The sequence below is a fragment of the Cupriavidus ulmosensis genome (assembly GCF_977008105.1).
On the sequence record NZ_CDRMWP010000001.1, the window covers coordinates 2,149,392 to 2,166,034 of the forward strand.

15 protein-coding genes and 3 pseudogenes are annotated in these 16,643 nt (G+C 63.6%); 13 read left to right on the forward strand and 5 right to left on the reverse strand.

Features of this window, described 5'->3' with window-relative positions; translation table 11 throughout:
* The first annotated feature begins 209 nt into the window (after positions 1–209).
* The gene (locus ACWTPI_RS09805; RefSeq protein WP_454731569.1) at positions 210–1,949 is read left to right on the forward strand and encodes an IS1634 family transposase; all 1,740 of its coding nucleotides are present in this window, start codon (positions 210–212) and stop codon (positions 1,947–1,949) included.
* A 161-nt stretch (positions 1,950–2,110) separates the two neighbouring features.
* A pseudogene (locus ACWTPI_RS09810) lies at positions 2,111–2,302 on the forward strand (hypothetical protein); the annotation flags it as partial.
* A gap of 237 nt (positions 2,303–2,539) precedes the next feature.
* Here ACWTPI_RS09810 and ACWTPI_RS09815 read toward each other — a convergent pair.
* Positions 2,540–2,851 (reverse strand): DUF2188 domain-containing protein, encoded by a 312-nt coding sequence (locus ACWTPI_RS09815; RefSeq protein WP_454731576.1) that lies wholly within the window; start codon positions 2,849–2,851, stop codon positions 2,540–2,542.
* 400 nt (positions 2,852–3,251) lie between these two features.
* Here ACWTPI_RS09815 and ACWTPI_RS09820 point away from each other — a divergent pair, with 400 nt between their 5' ends.
* From ACWTPI_RS09820 to ACWTPI_RS09830, 3 genes are all read left to right on the forward strand, one after another.
* Entirely contained in the window at positions 3,252–3,473 is a 222-nt protein-coding gene (locus ACWTPI_RS09820) for a hypothetical protein (protein ID WP_454731568.1), read from the forward strand.
* Between the two features lie 67 nt (positions 3,474–3,540).
* Positions 3,541–3,921 carry a response regulator gene (locus ACWTPI_RS09825; RefSeq protein ID WP_454731567.1) on the forward strand — a complete coding sequence of 127 codons (381 nt, stop codon included), beginning with the start codon at positions 3,541–3,543 and terminating at the stop codon, positions 3,919–3,921.
* A 189-nt stretch (positions 3,922–4,110) separates the two neighbouring features.
* Entirely contained in the window at positions 4,111–4,770 is a 660-nt protein-coding gene (locus tag ACWTPI_RS09830; protein WP_454731566.1) for a carbonic anhydrase, read from the forward strand.
* Between the two features lie 767 nt (positions 4,771–5,537).
* Here the strand turns inward: ACWTPI_RS09830 and ACWTPI_RS09835 are convergent.
* Entirely contained in the window at positions 5,538–5,798 is a 261-nt protein-coding gene (locus tag ACWTPI_RS09835) for a hypothetical protein (protein WP_454730667.1), read from the reverse strand.
* Between ACWTPI_RS09835 and ACWTPI_RS09840 the strand changes: the two genes are divergently transcribed.
* On the forward strand, positions 5,797–7,044 hold the full coding sequence (locus ACWTPI_RS09840) for an ISL3 family transposase (protein ID WP_439672887.1): 1,248 nt from the start codon (positions 5,797–5,799) through the stop codon (positions 7,042–7,044). The two genes, ACWTPI_RS09835 and ACWTPI_RS09840, sit on opposite strands and share 2 nt — an antisense overlap.
* A gap of 194 nt (positions 7,045–7,238) precedes the next feature.
* On the opposite strand, the gene ACWTPI_RS09845 is transcribed toward ACWTPI_RS09840, so the two are convergent.
* The 3 genes and pseudogenes from ACWTPI_RS09845 to ACWTPI_RS09855 all read right to left on the reverse strand — a co-directional run bounded on the left by ACWTPI_RS09845 (position 7,239) and on the right by ACWTPI_RS09855 (position 9,062).
* On the reverse strand, positions 7,239–7,508 hold the full coding sequence (locus tag ACWTPI_RS09845; RefSeq protein ID WP_454731565.1) for a DUF2188 domain-containing protein: 270 nt from the start codon (positions 7,506–7,508) through the stop codon (positions 7,239–7,241).
* A 367-nt stretch (positions 7,509–7,875) separates the two neighbouring features.
* Positions 7,876–8,133 (reverse strand): annotated as a pseudogene (locus ACWTPI_RS09850) (site-specific integrase); the annotation flags it as partial.
* Positions 8,130–9,062, reverse strand: coding sequence for a DNA-binding protein (locus ACWTPI_RS09855; protein ID WP_454740808.1), 933 nt, complete (start codon positions 9,060–9,062; stop codon positions 8,130–8,132). The pseudogene ACWTPI_RS09850 and the gene ACWTPI_RS09855, both read right to left, overlap by 4 nt.
* A gap of 154 nt (positions 9,063–9,216) precedes the next feature.
* On the opposite strand from ACWTPI_RS09855, the gene ACWTPI_RS09860 reads away from it, so the two are divergent.
* The 7 genes and pseudogenes from ACWTPI_RS09860 to ACWTPI_RS09890 all read left to right on the forward strand — a co-directional run bounded on the left by ACWTPI_RS09860 (position 9,217) and on the right by ACWTPI_RS09890 (position 16,637).
* Positions 9,217–9,681 (forward strand): hypothetical protein, encoded by a 465-nt coding sequence (locus tag ACWTPI_RS09860; RefSeq protein ID WP_454731563.1) that lies wholly within the window; start codon positions 9,217–9,219, stop codon positions 9,679–9,681.
* A 141-nt stretch (positions 9,682–9,822) separates the two neighbouring features.
* Positions 9,823–10,041 carry a hypothetical protein gene (locus tag ACWTPI_RS09865; protein ID WP_454731562.1) on the forward strand — a complete coding sequence of 73 codons (219 nt, stop codon included), beginning with the start codon at positions 9,823–9,825 and terminating at the stop codon, positions 10,039–10,041.
* Between the two features lie 152 nt (positions 10,042–10,193).
* Positions 10,194–10,592, forward strand: coding sequence for a copper resistance protein (locus ACWTPI_RS09870; RefSeq protein WP_454731561.1), 399 nt, complete (start codon positions 10,194–10,196; stop codon positions 10,590–10,592).
* Between the two features lie 72 nt (positions 10,593–10,664).
* Complete coding sequence (locus tag ACWTPI_RS09875) at positions 10,665–11,972, forward strand: TolC family protein (RefSeq protein WP_454731560.1); 1,308 nt, start codon at positions 10,665–10,667, stop codon at positions 11,970–11,972.
* The gene (locus tag ACWTPI_RS09880) at positions 11,969–13,537 is read left to right on the forward strand and encodes an efflux RND transporter periplasmic adaptor subunit (RefSeq protein ID WP_454731559.1); all 1,569 of its coding nucleotides are present in this window, start codon (positions 11,969–11,971) and stop codon (positions 13,535–13,537) included. Before ACWTPI_RS09875 ends, ACWTPI_RS09880 begins: the two co-directional genes overlap by 4 nt.
* Positions 13,534–14,946: pseudogene (locus ACWTPI_RS09885) on the forward strand (efflux RND transporter permease subunit); the annotation flags it as partial. The gene ACWTPI_RS09880 and the pseudogene ACWTPI_RS09885, both read left to right, overlap by 4 nt.
* A 443-nt stretch (positions 14,947–15,389) precedes the next feature.
* A complete protein-coding gene (locus ACWTPI_RS09890; protein WP_439672887.1) occupies positions 15,390–16,637 on the forward strand; it encodes an ISL3 family transposase in 1,248 nt (415 codons plus the stop codon).
* Positions 16,638–16,643 lie beyond the last annotated feature (6 nt).

Sequence of the window (16,643 nt, forward strand, 5' to 3'; positions counted from 1 at the left end):
TTTCTTGCAATATCCGCAATGCTTATGATAGCGGATTGGCTGTTTGGTATGACCCCAGCTAGGCCGAGGTTTGAGAGCCCGAAACGCTGTCAAGCCAGAGCTGGCGCGCCTTTGCGCCATTTCTATCGTTATATTTGTTCCCATGTAAGTAATCTATTTCGTGCGATATTTGCCTTGATTTACAGGGTCTGGCTTCTATGCTTTAACCCATGTATATCGAGACCGTCCCCAATCGGAACTCCCCGCCCGCGATCCTCTTGCGTGAGGGCTATCGTGAGGGCGGCAAGGTCGTCAAACGCACCGTCGCCAATCTGTCCCACTGGGATCCGCAACTCATCGAACACTTGCGCATCCTGCTCAAGGGCGGCATCGCCGTGGAGTCACCCCAGGCGCTGATGAACATCGAGCGGTCACTGCCGCATGGCCATGTGGCCGCCGTGCTGGGCATCGCCCGACGCTGCGGCCTGGCCAAGCTGATTGACGCGGCGCCTGCCCCGGTGCGCTCACTGGTGCTGGCCCTGGTGGTGGGGCGCGTGCTGGCGCCAGGCTCCAAGCTGGCCACCTGGCGCACGTTGCAGCCCGAGTGCGCCACCCATTCGCTGTCACAGGTGCTGGGACTGGGCGCGTTCGAGGTCGAGCGGCTTTACGCCGCGCTGGACTGGCTCGGCGCGGCGCAGCCGCGCATCGAGCGCAGCCTTGCCCGCCAGCATCTGAGCGACGGCGTGCTGGTGCTCTATGACCTCACCTCAACCTGGGTCACCGGCCGGCACTGCGCGCTGGCCCGCTACGGTTACTCGCGCGACGGCAAACGCGATGAGCCGCAGATCGTGTATGGCTTGCTGTGCGCCGCCGATGGCTGTCCGGTGGCGGTCGAGGTGTTTGCCGGCAACACCGCCGATCCGGCCACGCTGGCGGCGCAGATCAGCAAGCTCAAGGAGCGCTTTGGCCTGTCACAGGTGGTGTGGGTGGGCGATCGCGGCATGATTACCGCCGCGCGCATCGAGCAGGTGCTGCGCCCGGCCGGCATGGGCTGGATCACCGCGCTGCGTTCGCCGCAGATTGCCGAGCTGATCGAGGAGCGCGGTCCCTGGCAGCCCTCGCTGTTCGACGAGCGCGGTCTCATCGCAGTGAACAGCGAGCGCTATCCGGACGAGCGGCTGCTGGTCTGCCGCAACCCGGCGTTGGCCGAGGAGCGCGCCAGAAAGCGCGCCGAGCTGCTGGCGGCCACCGAAATGGAACTGGCCGCGATCGCGCAGGCCACCGAGCGCACTCGTAATCGCCTGCGCGGCCAGGACAAAATTGGCTTGCGCGTGGGGCGCGTGATCGAGCGCTATCGGATGGCCAAGCACTTCGAGCTGAACATCACCGAGACGAGCTTTACCTTCACCCGCAAGCAAGAGCAGATCGATGCCGAGGCCGCGCTCGATGGGCTCTACGTCCTGCGGACCAACGTGCCGAGTGAACGGCTCTCCGACACCCAGACGGTCCTGGCCTACAAGAGTCTGGCGCAAGTCGAGCGGGCCTTCCGCTCGATGAAGACGGTCGATCTGCAGGTACGTCCGATCTATCACTTCAGCGAGTCACGCGTGCGCGCGCACGTGTTTCTATGCATGCTCGCCTACTACGTCGAATGGCATCTGCGCGCAGCGCTCAAGCCACTGCTCCATGACGATGAGGAACTGGCCACGCTGCGTGATCAGCGTGCCAATGTGGTCATGCCGACGCCGCGCTCGGAGGGGGCCAACGCCAAAGCCGCGCGCCACCGCACCGACGACGACCTGCCCGTGCACAGCCTGCAGACGCTGCTGCAGGACCTCGCCACGCTGACCTATAACATCACCTCCACCTCGATCAATCCTCAGGCCAAGATCGTCATCACGACCCGTCCCACGCCGTTGCAGCGCAAAGCCTTTGCGTTGCTCGGCATCGACCCCGCCTGTTCCCAGTAGCCAGCCCCTGTCGCTTGAAAATCTCCAGGCGTTTCAATGGGTTAGATTGGCCACCGATTCAAACCTCGGGCTAGGGGTGGAACTGGTGCCAGTTTAGGCTGGCGTCGCCAGACTGCAAGGTTCTCCGCGACGCGATACTCCTTCGGCTCCCCCGGGCTTTGCGCGATGTGTTTGAAGGGGTCGATCGCAAGAGCGGCAAGCGGGAGTGCGACCTGGTGTTCGGGTCAAACTCCCAGCTCCGGGCGCTGTGCGAAGTCTATGCAAGCGCGGACGCCAAGGAGAAGTTCGTCAACGACTTCATCGCAGCATGGACGAAGGTGATGAACCTCGACCGGTTCGATCTGCGCAAATAGCATCAAGCCAGCGATACGGGCGCTGAACCACGTTCGGCGCCCGTTCCGACCAGAGCTGGTGACGGCAATTCAGGCTGCAGCGACGGCCGGGGACCGGATCGGATGCCCCCCGGGCCGGGCTGGATCGGGGCCAGACAATGCATCGAGCGGTCGCAGAATCGGCTCAGTTCAGGATAATCATCCGCGACAGCAGGTTCTATTACGCTAGGGGTTGTTTCCCTACTGGAGAACAATTCCCTATTGCCTGTTTGCCATCGCACCGCATAGCGGAACCGAGGCGTCACGCTCAGGTGTAAGCTGTTGCGGTTTTCGACGCGCGATTGCCGGTCGCTTGACGTCGGGCAAGTCATTGTCAAAGGTGTCACGAGCCCAGATTTCGCCGTCCCGATCATGGAAGAGCAGGTCCACCTGGCCGCGCTTGGCGCGCTCCCATCCAGCTGCTATGGCTGCCATCTGACTCGGGTAGACTGTTCGGTCAGTGCCCCCATCTAGTTCGACGGCCCAGGCGTTCCCGACGGGCACTATGTGAACGTTCTTGCTTTGCATCATGCACCTACTTGGCAACGGCGACCTTTCCGATCCTCGCCGGCGACAAAGGTCCGCGGCAATCCGTCTTATGGTCTAGGACTTAAGGCCAATGGGTGGAACCGACGGGCCCATCAGGATCGACAAGGGATAGTGTGCAACAGCAGTAGAACAGTCCAACGAATTCGCGCTCAAGTCCGGACAGTCTCGCTGCTTCCGCTTCCAATACAGGAGAGCGCGGGGTAGAACCAACTTCTATGTTTTTCGGAAAGGGCAGTCTCACCGATTGCGGCTCCCTCGCAGCGCTTCCACCTGGTTTGCGCCGATGTTGCGCCAAGTGGGGTTTAAGGCTCTGAAGGTTGCATGACGAGCCGGAGGTCACGCTAACCGAATGCGAATGAGATTCCGGTACCAGGAGATACTCATGAAGGCCTATGTGGAAATGCGGGACGATGGGCTAATGGCAACGTTGGAGGATGGCCGCCAGTTTGAGTGTGCGGATCCGTGCGAGTTGGCCGACAGGTTGTTCGAGGCGGGCATATGCAAAGTCGATGTCACCATGCCGGACTGGCGCGGTGGCGACCTCGCGCCACACGGCGGCATCCGAATCGCCTTGTATGCCAGGTTGTCCGAACGGAGCCGATAGCGGCCCGCGCCCAGCTGGAAGCGATCGCGTTACACTTGTCTTGCACAGGGACGCAGGGGGGGCCACCATGGCCAGTCAAAATCTCGCGCCTCGCTCCAAGGCCACCATCCTACTGGTTGACGACGAGCAATTGCAGTTGCATGCATGCGCGCGTCTTTTGGAAGGCTCAGGTTTTCACGTGATTGTGGCCAGCGACGGTTCTGAGGCCCTGAATTTGGCACGCAGCACGCGACCGGCAATTGTGGTGACGGACCTGAATATGCCGGGGCTTGACGGTGCTGGCTTGTGTAGCGCCATCAAGGCTGACGAATCGCTGAGAGAGGTCCCGCTAATTGTCTGCACGGCTTCCGATTGGTCCGCACCGGCGGGCCTTTGCGAAGGGGTATTACGCAAGCCCGTCGATCGCGACACGTTGCTTCAATTGATAGGGTCGCTGCTCCCCGGATGATGATGATGGCTTTTGAGAGTTCCGAGCGTCGGTACGTACTGTTCCGTCTCGGCACAGCCCCGTAAGCTGCGTGCTACCCAATGTTCAGCCAATGCTCGATATCGGCAATAATGGCGGCCGCACCGGCACGACGGCATATCGAACGGTCGTGGTCGTGCCAGCATCTGCCATTTGAACCTGGAGAAAGCCATGCGTGACATCATCGACGGCTTCCTGCGCTTTCAGCGCGAAGTCTACCCGCAACGCGTCGAGCTTTTCAAGCAGCTCGCGACGACACAAAACCCAAAGGCGCTGTTCGTGACCTGCTCGGACAGCCGCGTCGTGCCCGAACTCCTCACGCAGCGTGAGCCGGGCGAACTGTTCGTGATCCGCAACGCGGGCAACATCGTGCCATCATACGGTCCAGAACCCGGTGGTGTGTCGGCCACCGTCGAATATGCGGTCGCGGTGCTGGGCGTGCAGGACATCGTAATCTGCGGCCATTCGGACTGCGGCGCGATGGGCGCGATTTCGCGTTGCACGTGCCTTGATCATCTGCCGGCAGTCGCGAACTGGCTGCGCCATTCGGACGCCGCGAAAGCGATCAACGCGGCGCATCAGTTCGATACGCCGCGCGCCAAGCTCGACGGGCTCGTGCGTGAGAACGTGATCGCGCAACTGGCGAACCTGCGCACACATCCGTCGGTGGCACTCGCGCTCGAACAGGGACGGCTGAATCTGCACGGCTGGGTGTACGACATCGAGACGGGCAGCATCGACGCGCTTGACGGCGCGACACGACGCTTCGTGCCGCTGGCTGAGTCACCGACCACCGTTGCGGTGACTTCACGCAACCGCAGCCAGGTATGATGCGTGCGTCTCGATGACGTAGCCGATTTTCATCCACATGGTCCCCGCCACTTGCTTATCGCCGCTGGGTTCTACCACCGAATCGATCATAACGCCCGCCGTCCTTGCCCCGCAGCACAGGGGGCAAGCGACATCGACCAGCATTGTCCGGGTCGACATCCCGATGTTGCTTGGCGCGGGCAGTGCTACGGTGAACATCTATGGGCTCTGGCCGTGGACCCGCTGCAGACCACACCTGTTTCCGGGACCGACGCCGATACGACCACGGTGACCATTACCTATGGATCTGAGCGCAGAAACTTAGGCGAATCGGGTCGCACGCGACGCGGGCTCCGAGTGCGGCCGCAGCACGCAAGATGGAGCGTCCGCAAGCTGGTGGGAATGAAGGTGAGGTTGACGTACTGAAGCGGAGTGGGGTTCGCGAACTTGAAATCCTTGCGGGAATTGGCTAGATTTCAGCCAGACTGGTGGTCTGGCGCAAGCAGTGCGGCGCGCCGAACCAGTAAGCCAAGAGCGCTCAGCGCTCTGATGTGAGGCCGCCTTAAGGCGGCCTCCTTTTTTGGCTCGTCGGGGGAATCTGTGGGTAGATGGAGGCGATTTACGAGGAGCAGAGGAAGCGATAGAGCTTCTTGCAGGTCGCATCGAAGGCGCTCTGGGCCTGCTCGTCGAGGTGCCGGGAGATCAACGGACCTCCGTACTTGTGAATTTGGTGGAGAACGAGCGTGCGGGCATCCATGGCGGCCGCGTCCGGGTCTTCGTGGCGGACCTCAATGAGATGCTCCGCCGAGCATCCAGAGGTGATCGCGGTGATAATTCAACGTTTTGCGCGCATATCCCAGTGTGAGCAGGTGTTGCAGGAAAGGCGTGAACACTTCGACGAGTGCCTGCCCGGGCGGGAGGTCCTGGTCATCGAAACGCCAGGACGCGGGCCAGTTCTGCAGGTCCGGCACGTAACGCGCCAACGCATCCTGGTCCGGGGCGACAATAGCGACTTTTTTGCCCTTGCCGCTTGGGGCCGCGCTAACCATGTTGCTGACTCGCTTGCTCAACGCCTGCCACCATTTTCCCGGTTTTGTCTATGAAGGTGCGCGGCTGTGCGAAGCAACCCAGTCCATCGAGATCGAGGTACGACCGCGCAAGGGTTCCAAGGCGATCTGCTCATGCTGTAGCCAGCCTGCGCGGGGTTACGACACGCTTGCGCAGCGCAGGTTCGAGTTTATTCCAGTCTGGGGTTTTGCAGTGTTCCTGCTTTACACCATGCGGCGCGTCGATTGTCGTGACTGTGGCGTGAAGGTCGAAGCCCTGCCGTGGGCCAGTGGCAAGCACACGCTCACCCGAGCGTACATGCTGTTCCTGGCGCAGTGGGCACGCAAGCTGTCGTGGAGGGAGACGGCACAAAGCTTCCGCACCAGTTGGGAGAAAGTCTTCAACGCAGTGGAGTGGGTGGTCGACTGGGGGCTGGCCCATCGCGAAGTCGGTACGATCCGCGCCTTTGGCGTCGATGAGATTCAGTATGGTCGTGGACACAAGTACCTCACACTGGTCTACCAGATCGAGGCCGGCTGCACGCGCCTGCTCTGGGTCGGGCAGGAGCGCACGAAAGAAAGCTTCTCGAAGTTCTTCGCCATGATCGGAAAACAGGTATGTGAGAAGGTCGAGTTCGTCTGCTCTGACATGTGGAAGCCCTATCTCGAGATGATCGCGCTGCATTGCCCCAACGCACTGAACATCCTGGATCGCTTCCACATCGTTGCCAAGATGAACAAGGCGATCGATGAGGTTCGCGCCGAGGAAAGTCGCCGCATGAGCCGCGACGGATACGAGCCAGTGCTCAAGAAGTCCCGCTGGTGCCTGCTCAAGCGGCAGGAAAATCTGACCGACAAACAGCGGGTGCGTCTGCGCGATCTGCTGCAATACAACTTGCGGACCGTGCGGGCCTGGCTGCTCAAGGAAGAGTTCCAGCAACTCTGGGATTACATCTCGCCCGAGTGGGCCGGCAAATTCCTCGACCAGTGGTGTACCCAAGTGATGCGCTCGCGCATCGAGCCGATGAAGAAGTTCGCCCGCACCGTGCGTGTCCACCGTGAACTGATCCTCAACTACTTCCGTGCGCGCAAGCAGTTCTCCAGCGGCGTCGTCGAGGGTCTGAACAATAAGGCCAAAGTCACCATGAGAAAAGCGTACGGCTTCCGGACCTTCAGAGCCACGGAAATCGCGCTATATCATGCACTTGGGAACCTTCCGGAGCCTCCGGGCACCCACACATTTTCCTGACGATCCCCTTTTTTTCGCTGCGCCGCTGAAAGCAATGGCATGCGCTGGAAAGAGGTCATGCGATTTGTCCGGCACATCGGGCTGAGCCTCACGTAGAACTCCGTTGTGGATAGGTTCCATTGGCCACCCGAAGTGGACGTGTGTAGCAGATTCTCGCCTGGCACTCGGCAGGGCCTTGCTGGACGCTGTTTGCCTCATAAGTCGCCGCGGATTTCGAGATGGAACAGCGTCTCGGTCACCGCGGGATCGCCGAAGTTCTCGTAGATACAGAGCTTGCCACTTGCATCGTAGATGAAGACGATGGCACCGTCCTGCTTAGCCCTTTTCAAACCAGCGGCGACGGCTTCTCGTTGAGTCGGATAGTGCGTCGTCGCTCTTTCGGCGACCACATCCCAACGCTGAATGAAGCCGGCTACACCTCGCGTGCGGACGGCCGGCACAACTCGAACAATGGGCGATGTCATGTTGCCCTCAGCGAACCGTACCTTAGAATGCATCGATCCGCCCGAACTTCGACAATGATGGTCTGGTGGCGCATGGCCGTCCCGTCTGGCAGCGGTGTAGACCTGTTCGAACACCTGCAGCGCGGTAAGCCTCGCTCCCCCAATCTGCACGCCCAGGGGCAATCACGGGACGAGGACCTCCTTGCCAGGATCTTCGGGCTCGCGCGCGCGATCATCGCTGTAAAGTCGTCAGAGGCTCGCTGGACCAATTGAACGCGAAATCAACTTGCCCATGGCGAGCACGAAGTCGATATTCTGAAATGGAGTCAAGACTCCTCCTCTTTTTGTTGTGATGAGCCTAATGCTACCGTGTCCGATGAAACGGGGTCGCCGGCACCGTGCGCAGGCGCCCGCGCTCCCAGTACTCGACCGCTCCATCGTGGGCTAGCAGCAGCTTGAGCACGGCCGGCTGCGCGGCCTTGGCCTCGGCGAGCGAGCCGTAGCGGCGCTTGACGCGTGCGAGCGTCCAGTGCACATAGACCGGATGCCCCAGCGCCTCGGCCACGTAGGCCAGTGCCGCGTCGAGGCTGGCGGGCAGCGCGCGCGGCGACACCGCCGCGGTGTCGATCCAGTCGGCCGGGGTCATGACTGGGCGGCCCGCGTGGCCGTCGGCTTGCCCTTCGCCTTGGGCGCGCGCGCCTTGGTCGGTGGTGGCACGGCGGCCAGGGTCGCGCGCAGCAGTTCGTCGAGCTGGGCGCGCTGGCTGGCGGTGACGGCCTTGAGCGCGCTCGCCTCGCCGGCGGCGCTCTGGCGCGCGGCCCGCTCGCTGGCCAGCTCCGCGTCGAGGCGCGCGCGGTCCTGCTCCAGCGCGGCGAGGCGCCGCTCGGCGAACTTGAGCTGCGAGGCCAGTTGGGCGCGCTCGGCCTGCACCGCGTCGCGCTGGTGCGCGGTCTCCTGCATCAGCTGCCTCGACAGCGACTCATAGCGCGCCTGGATGGTGGCGACCGCCTCGGCGTGGGTGCGCTCGCCCGTCATGGCGCGTTCCTGCGCGGTCGCCAGCTCGGTTTCCAAGCGGCCCGCCCGGCTGGTCAGCTGGTCGGCGCGGGCCGTCGTCGCATCCAGTGTGGCGCGCGCCTCGGCCAGCGCGGTGTCGCGCGTGGCGAGCGCCTGGCGGCACTCGATGAGTTCCTGGCGCAGCAGCTCGACCCGCAGTTCGGCCTCGGCGCGCGCGGCCTGCGCGGCCTCGACGGCCGCCTGCGCCTCGCGCCTGAGGTGCACCACGTCATCGAGCTGCACCGCGACCGCGGCCTGCCACAGCGCGCGCATCTGGTCGGCGATCTCGGGCGGGAGGTCCGGAATGGCGACCTCTGCCAGGCCCGCGCGCACCACCTCGGCCTCGATCGCGTTGAGCGTGCGCGACAGCGTGGCCGGGTCGCCGCCGCCCAGGCGCGCGCGCAGCTTGCGCACCGACACTGCGCGGCGGAAACGCGCGACGGTCGGCGGGGCCGCGTCGCCGGCCTCGGTGAGCATGGCCAGCACGGTGGCGCGGATCTTTCGCGGTATTCCGGCGGGCATGCGACCAGCAGCAGTACGGTGTGGCCGAGCACCTGCTAGCCGCCCTGGAGCGATTGGCCGGCGGGGACAATCGCTTGCTCGACGAGGTCTACCTGTCGTTCGCGTCGCCCGGTTCTGCGGGCCGGGCGACGCCGGAACCGCCGGTGGCTCGAGCATGATGAAGACCTATACTGAAGACAGATCCGCGACGGCGCTACCGCGCGTCGGCTCGGAGCGCCCAATGCGTAAGCATATGAAACAGTTTTGGCGTGTCGTCATGCTGCTGACCCTGGCGCTGGCTTTGCCCCTGCGGGCGCAAGCCGGGCCGTTGGACAGTTGCTGTGTCGCCGGCCTGGCTGACATGCCTGCTCATATGCCTGTGCAAGGGGCGCAGGCCAGTGTCGAGACCGCCAGCCCGCATGACTGCGTCAGTCACAGCTGTGCCGGCGACCGGCATGCCAGCGGCCCGTCTCGTATTCCCTGCACGTCCTCCGCTTGTGCGGTCTTCGCTGGCACGCCGTTAGCAACCGGGTCCACCACGGATGCATGGACCAGCGTTTTGGTCGCCCATCCGGAATTCGCGTATCTCTCCGTCGTTCCGGCTCGCCTCGAGCGCCCGCCGAAACGCGTCCGTCTGTAGCGCAATCCCGCCACACAGCGTTGCCGCAGCTGGCGCCTCCGCGCCACGCGTGCTCCTGTCTGACTTAGCCATTTGCAGTGTTGCCTGCCGCCCGCTCTTGGGGTTTAGGCGGTCCCTGCCTATACGGAACGAGGAATAATCATGAAATCCCTGCTTCACGCTCTTGTGGGCGCCGTCGCCCTGGCGCTCTCGCTATCGGCCGTCGCCGGACCTGATTGGTATGTGATCGAAAAGGCTCGTGCCGCCAAGCGAGCTGAGGCGCAACAACAGAAACAGCAGACGGAGGACCACGCGGCGATGATGCGCGACCATGCCGCCATGATGCAAAAGTGTCGCGAAATGATGGGTCAACCCAAGTAACCGAGCCCGCGCTCCGGTGCCTGCGTTCGCGTGGCTCGCCGGAGCGCTCCCCCGGATGGGCTACCCCGTCTGCATTAGATCTGGGGCAAACCGCACGATGTGCCGGAAGAGCCCAAACGCTGCTACCATTCGCCTCAAACCGAGTCTTCCACGTGCGTACCCGTTTTCGCCGGCTTTGGCTTGCCGCCTTCCTGTTGAGTACATTCCTGACAGTTCAGCTGGCAGCGGCCGCCTACGCCTGCGCGGGCAGCCGGTATTCGATGGAAGGGATGGCGGACATGGCCGGCATGACGGAGTCCTGTCCGGACATGACGCAGAAGGCCGAAGCGCCGGCTGCCCATAATGGCTTGTGCCTGGAGCACTGCCAGCTTGGCTCCAAGTCGGCCGACCACCCCAGCGCGCAGATTCCTGCGTTCCAGCCCGTGCTCGTCAATCTGGTTGAGCCGGCGTTGGTACCGGTAGTCGTCAGCCAGCGAGCGGCCTACGCCGACGCGGTGCCACGCGGGCCCCCTCGCCCCCTGCCCATCCTCCACTGCTGTTTCCGAAACTAGCCTCCGCAGCAACGCCTACTATCGTGCCCTGAACCATAGTCTTCAGGGTGGTCGTTGCTTTGCGGAGGCTTTATGCATTTGCGTTTTCCCTTTGCGTATGGGTGCCGGCTGACGCTCGCCCTTACGCTGTTCGCCGCTGCCCATCCCGGATGGGCGCAGCCCGCGGCCGCACTCTCCGTGCAGGAAGCCGTGGCGCTCGCGTCTTCCCGCTCGACGGATGCCGAAACATCGCGCTCAGCGGTCCAGTCCGCCATCGAGATGGCGGTGGCTGGCCGACAGTTGCCAGACCCGGTCCTGAAGGTCGGCGTCAATAACGTGCCGGCTGATGGCCGCGACGGGTTTTCCCTCGGCACAGACTCGATGACGATGCGCTCGATCAGCCTGATGCAGGAATTCACCCGATCGGCCAAGCGCGAGGCCCGCGCTCAGCGTTTCGAGGCTGAGGCCTCGTCGGCAGAGGCCCAGCGTACGGCGGCGCTGGCGACGGTGCAGCGTGGCGCCGCCACGGCCTGGCTGGACCGCTGGTACGCCGAACGTGCCTACAGCGTGCTCACCGAGCAGGCGCAGTCCATCAAGCTGATGGTGGAGGCGGCGCAGGCTGCCTATCGCGGCAACCGCGGCTCCCGTGCGGACATCCTGGCCGCCGAACTGGAACTCCGGCAACTGCAGGATCGCGAAGACGAGGCCCGCGCCGCACTGGGGTCAGCCCGAGCGATGCTGCGCCGCTGGGTGGGCGAGGCCGCAGAGCGTCCCCTGGCCGAACGCCCTGGCCTCGAGGCGCCGGCCTGGCTCAACACCCTGGACGCCGACGGCGTGGCGCAACTGCCGGACGTGGCGGCGGCCGAGGCACAGGTGGGCGTCGCCGAGGCGGAAAGCCGGGTCGCTCGGGAGAACAAGATCCCGGATGTGAGCGTGGAACTGATGTACAGCCAGCGCGGCCCCGCCTACTCCAACATGGTTTCGCTCAACGTCTCACTGCCGCTGCCCTGGGACCAGAAGCATCGCCAGGATCGGGAACTGGCCGCAAGGCTTGCGCAGGCCGACGCTGCGCGCGCGCAAGCCGAGGTCGTACGCCGCGGCTTGCTCGGGCAGTTGCGCGGCAAGCAGGCGGAGCTGGCGCTCAGCCAGGCGCGGCTCGAGCGCTATCGGAGCACCACCGTGCCGCTGGCCAAGGCACAGACCGAGGCAGCCCTGACCGCCTATCGAGCGGGCGCCGGCACCCTGACCGCTGTGGCCGATGCCAGCCGCAAGGCGCTCAATATTTCGCTTGAGCGCCTGAAGCTTGAGGCTGCCACCGCCCGACTCTGGGCGGACCTGACCTTCCTGATGCCGTTACCCACCGCAGTCCAGCCCACGTCACTGCAAGGAGCTCAACCATGAACAAGACCACGATTGCACGGACGGTGGCAGGCCTGATGGTGGTGGCAAGCGTTGGGGCTGCCTATTACCTCGGTCAACAACAAGGGCGCCAGCAGTCGCCCGCGTCGGCAACCGCGGGCGGCGGCGCCAGCGGTGCCGCCCTCAAGGCGGGCGACATTGACCCGAAAACTGGCAAGCGCCTCCTCTACTGGCACGACCCGATGGTGCCAGGACAGCGCTTTGACAAGCCGGGCAAGTCGCCGTACATGGACATGCCGTTGTCGCCGGTGTACGAAGAAGCCAGCGGCGGCGCGGCCGTCACCATCGACAGCCGCATGACACAGAACCTTGGCATCCGCACGGCCGAGGTGAAGACCGGCCGGCTGGAGGCCGCCTTGCAAGTACCGGGCAATGTCGCGATCAATGAACGCGGCATCGAAGTGCTGCAGGCCCGCACCAGCGGATTCGTAGAACACGCGTATGCCCGGACCACCCTCGATCCGGTCCGAAAAGGTCAAGCGCTGGCGCAAATCTATGCGCCGGAATGGGTCGCGGCGCAGGAAGAATACCTGGCGGTCAACCGGATGGATGGCAGCCTACAGCGCGAGCTGCGCGAGGCCGCCATTGCGCGCATGCGTCAGGCTGGCATGACCGAGAGCCATATCCGGCTGGTACAGTCCACCGGCAAACTGCAGCCGCGGCTGACGATCACCAGTTCGGTGGACGGCATCGTCACCGAAATCGGTGCGCGCGACGGCATGACGGTCTCACCGGGAACGACCCTCTTTCGCATCGCGAGCCTTGCGACCATATGGGTCATCGCCGAGGTGCCTGAGAGCCAGGCCGCCCCGTTGCGGCCCGGACAGACGGTGTCGGCCACCGCCGCAGCCTTGCCCGACGAGACGCTGTCGGGCAAGGTCGATGCCATCCTGCCGGATATCAGCGCCGGTACCCGCACGGTCAAGGTGCGCATCGAATTGCCGAACAAGGCACGCCAGCTGTTGCCCGGCATGTTTGTCTCGGTGCGCTTTGACGCCGCCCCCGGACCGGATCGCCTGCTGGTACCAACCGAGGCGCTGATCCGTACCGGCACGCGCACGGTCGCCATGGTGGCATCCGGCCAAGGCGGATTCAGCCCCGTGGAGGTCAAGACCGGCGCGGCTGCGGGCGGCCAAACCGAAATCATTGAGGGTCTCAAAGCGGGCCAGAAGGTGGTCGTTTCCGGACAGTTCCTGATCGACTCGGAGGCGAGTCTGCGCGGCACTGCACAGCGCATGACCGCGCCCACGGCCGCGTCGGCAGCCGGCGCGTCGGCCCCTGGTGCCGCAGCAGCGCCCGGGCCAGAACATCAAGGCGTCGGCCGGATCGAGGCCGTCACCGAGCAGAGCATGACGATCTCCCACGGGCCCATTCCGTCAGCGCAGTGGGGCGCCATGACGATGGAGTTTGGCGCGCCGCCAGCCGGCATGCCCAAGGGATTCAAGCCGGGGGATCAGGTCCGGTTCCGCTTCCGACTGGACAAGGACGGCGTGGCGACCCTGTCCGCGGTCGAGTCGGCTGCCGCCGTTGCGGGAGCGAAGCCATGATTGCCCGACTCATCCTCGCCTCCATCCGCAATCGCTTCCTGGTGCTGCTCGCCACCGTCATGGTGACCGCGTGGGGACTTTGGGCGGTACAGAGTACGCCGCTCGACGCCTTGCCAGACCTGTCCGACGTGCAAGTGATCATCCGCACGCCCTTCCCTGGGCAGGCGCCGCAGATCGTGGAAAACCAGGTCACCTATCCGCTCACCACGACCATGCTGTCGGTGCCCGGGGCCAAGACCGTGCGCGGCTACTCGTTCTTCGGTGACTCCTATGTCTATGTGCTGTTCGAAGACGGCACCGACCTGTACTGGGCGCGCTCACGCGTGCTCGAGTACCTGAACCAGGTGCAATCGCGGCTGCCCGCGGCAGCCAAGCCCGCGCTCGGACCCGATGCGACCGGCGTCGGCTGGATCTATGAGTATGCCTTGGTCGACAAGACCGGCCAGCATGACCTCAGCCAGTTACGGGCGCTACAGGACTGGTTCCTGCGCTTCGAGCTCAAATCGCTGCCCAACGTCGCCGAAGTGGCCTCGCTCGGCGGCATGGTCAAGCAATACCAGATCGTGCTGATGCCGGATCGGCTGCGCGCCTATAACCTGTCGCAAGCCAAGGTGCTGGCAGCGCTCAAGGGCGCCAACCAGGAAACCGGCGGCTCGGTGCTGGAGTTGGGTGAAGCCGAGTACATGGTCCGGGCGACCGGCTATCTGAAAACGCTGGACGACTTTCGCCAGATTCCGCTGGTGACGAGCGACGCTGGCATCCCGGTATGGCTGGGCGACGTTGCCACCGTGCAACTCGGCCCCGAGATGCGGCGTGGCATTGCCGAACTGAATGGCCAGGGCGAAGTGGCCGGCGGCGTCATCGTGCTGCGCTCAGGCAAGAATGCCCTGGAGACCATTGAAGCGGTCAAGGCCAAGCTCGCCACCTTACAGAAGAGCCTGCCCAAGGGCGTCGAGATCGTTACGACGTACGACCGCTCGGCACTGATCAAGCGGGCGGTGGCCAATCTCACCACCAAGCTGATCGAGGAATTTGCGGTCGTGGCGCTGGTCTGCCTGGTGTTTCTGTTTCACCTGCGCTCGGCGCTGGTGGCCATCGTCTCGCTGCCGCTGGGCGTGCTGGCCGCCTTCCTGGTGATGCGCTACCAGGGGGTGAATGCCAACATCATGTCGCTGGGTGGCATTGCCATCGCCATCGGCGCGATGGTCGATGCCGCGGTGGTCATGATCGAGAACGCGCACAAGCATCTCGAGCACTGGCATGCCGACAATCCGCAGCGCGAACTCCGCGCCCATGAACACTGGCGCGTCATCGGCAAATCTGCCGCCGAGGTTGGGCCTGCCCTATTCTTCTCGCTGCTGATCATCACGCTGTCGTTTATTCCGGTGGCTCGTCGGGGGAATCTGTGGGTAGATGGAGGCGATTTACGAGGAGCAGAGGAAGCGATAGAGCTTCTTGCAGGTCGCATCGAAGGCGCTCTGGGCCTGCTCGTCGAGGTGCCGGGAGATCAACGGACCTCCGTACTTGTGAATTTGGTGGAGAACGAGCGTGCGGGCATCCATGGCGGCCGCGTCCGGGTCTTCGTGGCGGACCTCAATGAGATGCTCCGCCGAGCATCCAGAGGTGATCGCGGTGATAATTCAACGTTTTGCGCGCATATCCCAGTGTGAGCAGGTGTTGCAGGAAAGGCGTGAACACTTCGACGAGTGCCTGCCCGGGCGGGAGGTCCTGGTCATCGAAACGCCAGGACGCGGGCCAGTTCTGCAGGTCCGGCACGTAACGCGCCAACGCATCCTGGTCCGGGGCGACAATAGCGACTTTTTTGCCCTTGCCGCTTGGGGCCGCGCTAACCATGTTGCTGACTCGCTTGCTCAACGCCTGCCACCATTTTCCCGGTTTTGTCTATGAAGGTGCGCGGCTGTGCGAAGCAACCCAGTCCATCGAGATCGAGGTACGACCGCGCAAGGGTTCCAAGGCGATCTGCTCATGCTGTAGCCAGCCTGCGCGGGGTTACGACACGCTTGCGCAGCGCAGGTTCGAGTTTATTCCAGTCTGGGGTTTTGCAGTGTTCCTGCTTTACACCATGCGGCGCGTCGATTGTCGTGACTGTGGCGTGAAGGTCGAAGCCCTGCCGTGGGCCAGTGGCAAGCACACGCTCACCCGAGCGTACATGCTGTTCCTGGCGCAGTGGGCACGCAAGCTGTCGTGGAGGGAGACGGCACAAAGCTTCCGCACCAGTTGGGAGAAAGTCTTCAACGCAGTGGAGTGGGTGGTCGACTGGGGGCTGGCCCATCGCGAAGTCGGTACGATCCGCGCCTTTGGCGTCGATGAGATTCAGTATGGTCGTGGACACAAGTACCTCACACTGGTCTACCAGATCGAGGCCGGCTGCACGCGCCTGCTCTGGGTCGGGCAGGAGCGCACGAAAGAAAGCTTCTCGAAGTTCTTCGCCATGATCGGAAAACAGGTATGTGAGAAGGTCGAGTTCGTCTGCTCTGACATGTGGAAGCCCTATCTCGAGATGATCGCGCTGCATTGCCCCAACGCACTGAACATCCTGGATCGCTTCCACATCGTTGCCAAGATGAACAAGGCGATCGATGAGGTTCGCGCCGAGGAAAGTCGCCGCATGAGCCGCGACGGATACGAGCCAGTGCTCAAGAAGTCCCGCTGGTGCCTGCTCAAGCGGCAGGAAAATCTGACCGACAAACAGCGGGTGCGTCTGCGCGATCTGCTGCAATACAACTTGCGGACCGTGCGGGCCTGGCTGCTCAAGGAAGAGTTCCAGCAACTCTGGGATTACATCTCGCCCGAGTGGGCCGGCAAATTCCTCGACCAGTGGTGTACCCAAGTGATGCGCTCGCGCATCGAGCCGATGAAGAAGTTCGCCCGCACCGTGCGTGTCCACCGTGAACTGATCCTCAACTACTTCCGTGCGCGCAAGCAGTTCTCCAGCGGCGTCGTCGAGGGTCTGAACAATAAGGCCAAAGTCACCATGAGAAAAGCGTACGGCTTCCGGACCTTCAGAGCCACGGAAATCGCGCTATATCATGCACTTGGGAACCTTCCGGAGCCTCCGGGCACCCACACATTTTCCTGACGATCC

What these genes read in the sequence shown, in the direction of transcription:
- ACWTPI_RS09805 (WP_454731569.1), top strand. Translation starts at nt 210, where the DNA reads ATGTATATCGAGACCGTCCCCAATCGGAACTCCCCGCCCGCGATCCTC.
- ACWTPI_RS09815 (WP_454731576.1), bottom strand. Translation starts at nt 2,851, where the DNA reads ATGATGCAAAGCAAGAACGTTCACATAGTGCCCGTCGGGAACGCCTGG.
- ACWTPI_RS09820 (WP_454731568.1), top strand. Translation starts at nt 3,252, where the DNA reads ATGAAGGCCTATGTGGAAATGCGGGACGATGGGCTAATGGCAACGTTG.
- ACWTPI_RS09825 (WP_454731567.1), top strand. Translation starts at nt 3,541, where the DNA reads ATGGCCAGTCAAAATCTCGCGCCTCGCTCCAAGGCCACCATCCTACTG.
- ACWTPI_RS09830 (WP_454731566.1), top strand. Translation starts at nt 4,111, where the DNA reads ATGCGTGACATCATCGACGGCTTCCTGCGCTTTCAGCGCGAAGTCTAC.
- ACWTPI_RS09840 (WP_439672887.1), top strand. Translation starts at nt 5,797, where the DNA reads ATGTTGCTGACTCGCTTGCTCAACGCCTGCCACCATTTTCCCGGTTTT.
- ACWTPI_RS09835 (WP_454730667.1), bottom strand. Translation starts at nt 5,798, where the DNA reads ATGGTTAGCGCGGCCCCAAGCGGCAAGGGCAAAAAAGTCGCTATTGTC.
- ACWTPI_RS09845 (WP_454731565.1), bottom strand. Translation starts at nt 7,508, where the DNA reads ATGACATCGCCCATTGTTCGAGTTGTGCCGGCCGTCCGCACGCGAGGT.
- ACWTPI_RS09855 (WP_454740808.1), bottom strand. Translation starts at nt 9,062, where the DNA reads ATGCCCGCCGGAATACCGCGAAAGATCCGCGCCACCGTGCTGGCCATG.
- ACWTPI_RS09860 (WP_454731563.1), top strand. Translation starts at nt 9,217, where the DNA reads ATGATGAAGACCTATACTGAAGACAGATCCGCGACGGCGCTACCGCGC.
- ACWTPI_RS09865 (WP_454731562.1), top strand. Translation starts at nt 9,823, where the DNA reads ATGAAATCCCTGCTTCACGCTCTTGTGGGCGCCGTCGCCCTGGCGCTC.
- ACWTPI_RS09875 (WP_454731560.1), top strand. Translation starts at nt 10,665, where the DNA reads ATGCATTTGCGTTTTCCCTTTGCGTATGGGTGCCGGCTGACGCTCGCC.
- ACWTPI_RS09880 (WP_454731559.1), top strand. Translation starts at nt 11,969, where the DNA reads ATGAACAAGACCACGATTGCACGGACGGTGGCAGGCCTGATGGTGGTG.
- ACWTPI_RS09890 (WP_439672887.1), top strand. Translation starts at nt 15,390, where the DNA reads ATGTTGCTGACTCGCTTGCTCAACGCCTGCCACCATTTTCCCGGTTTT.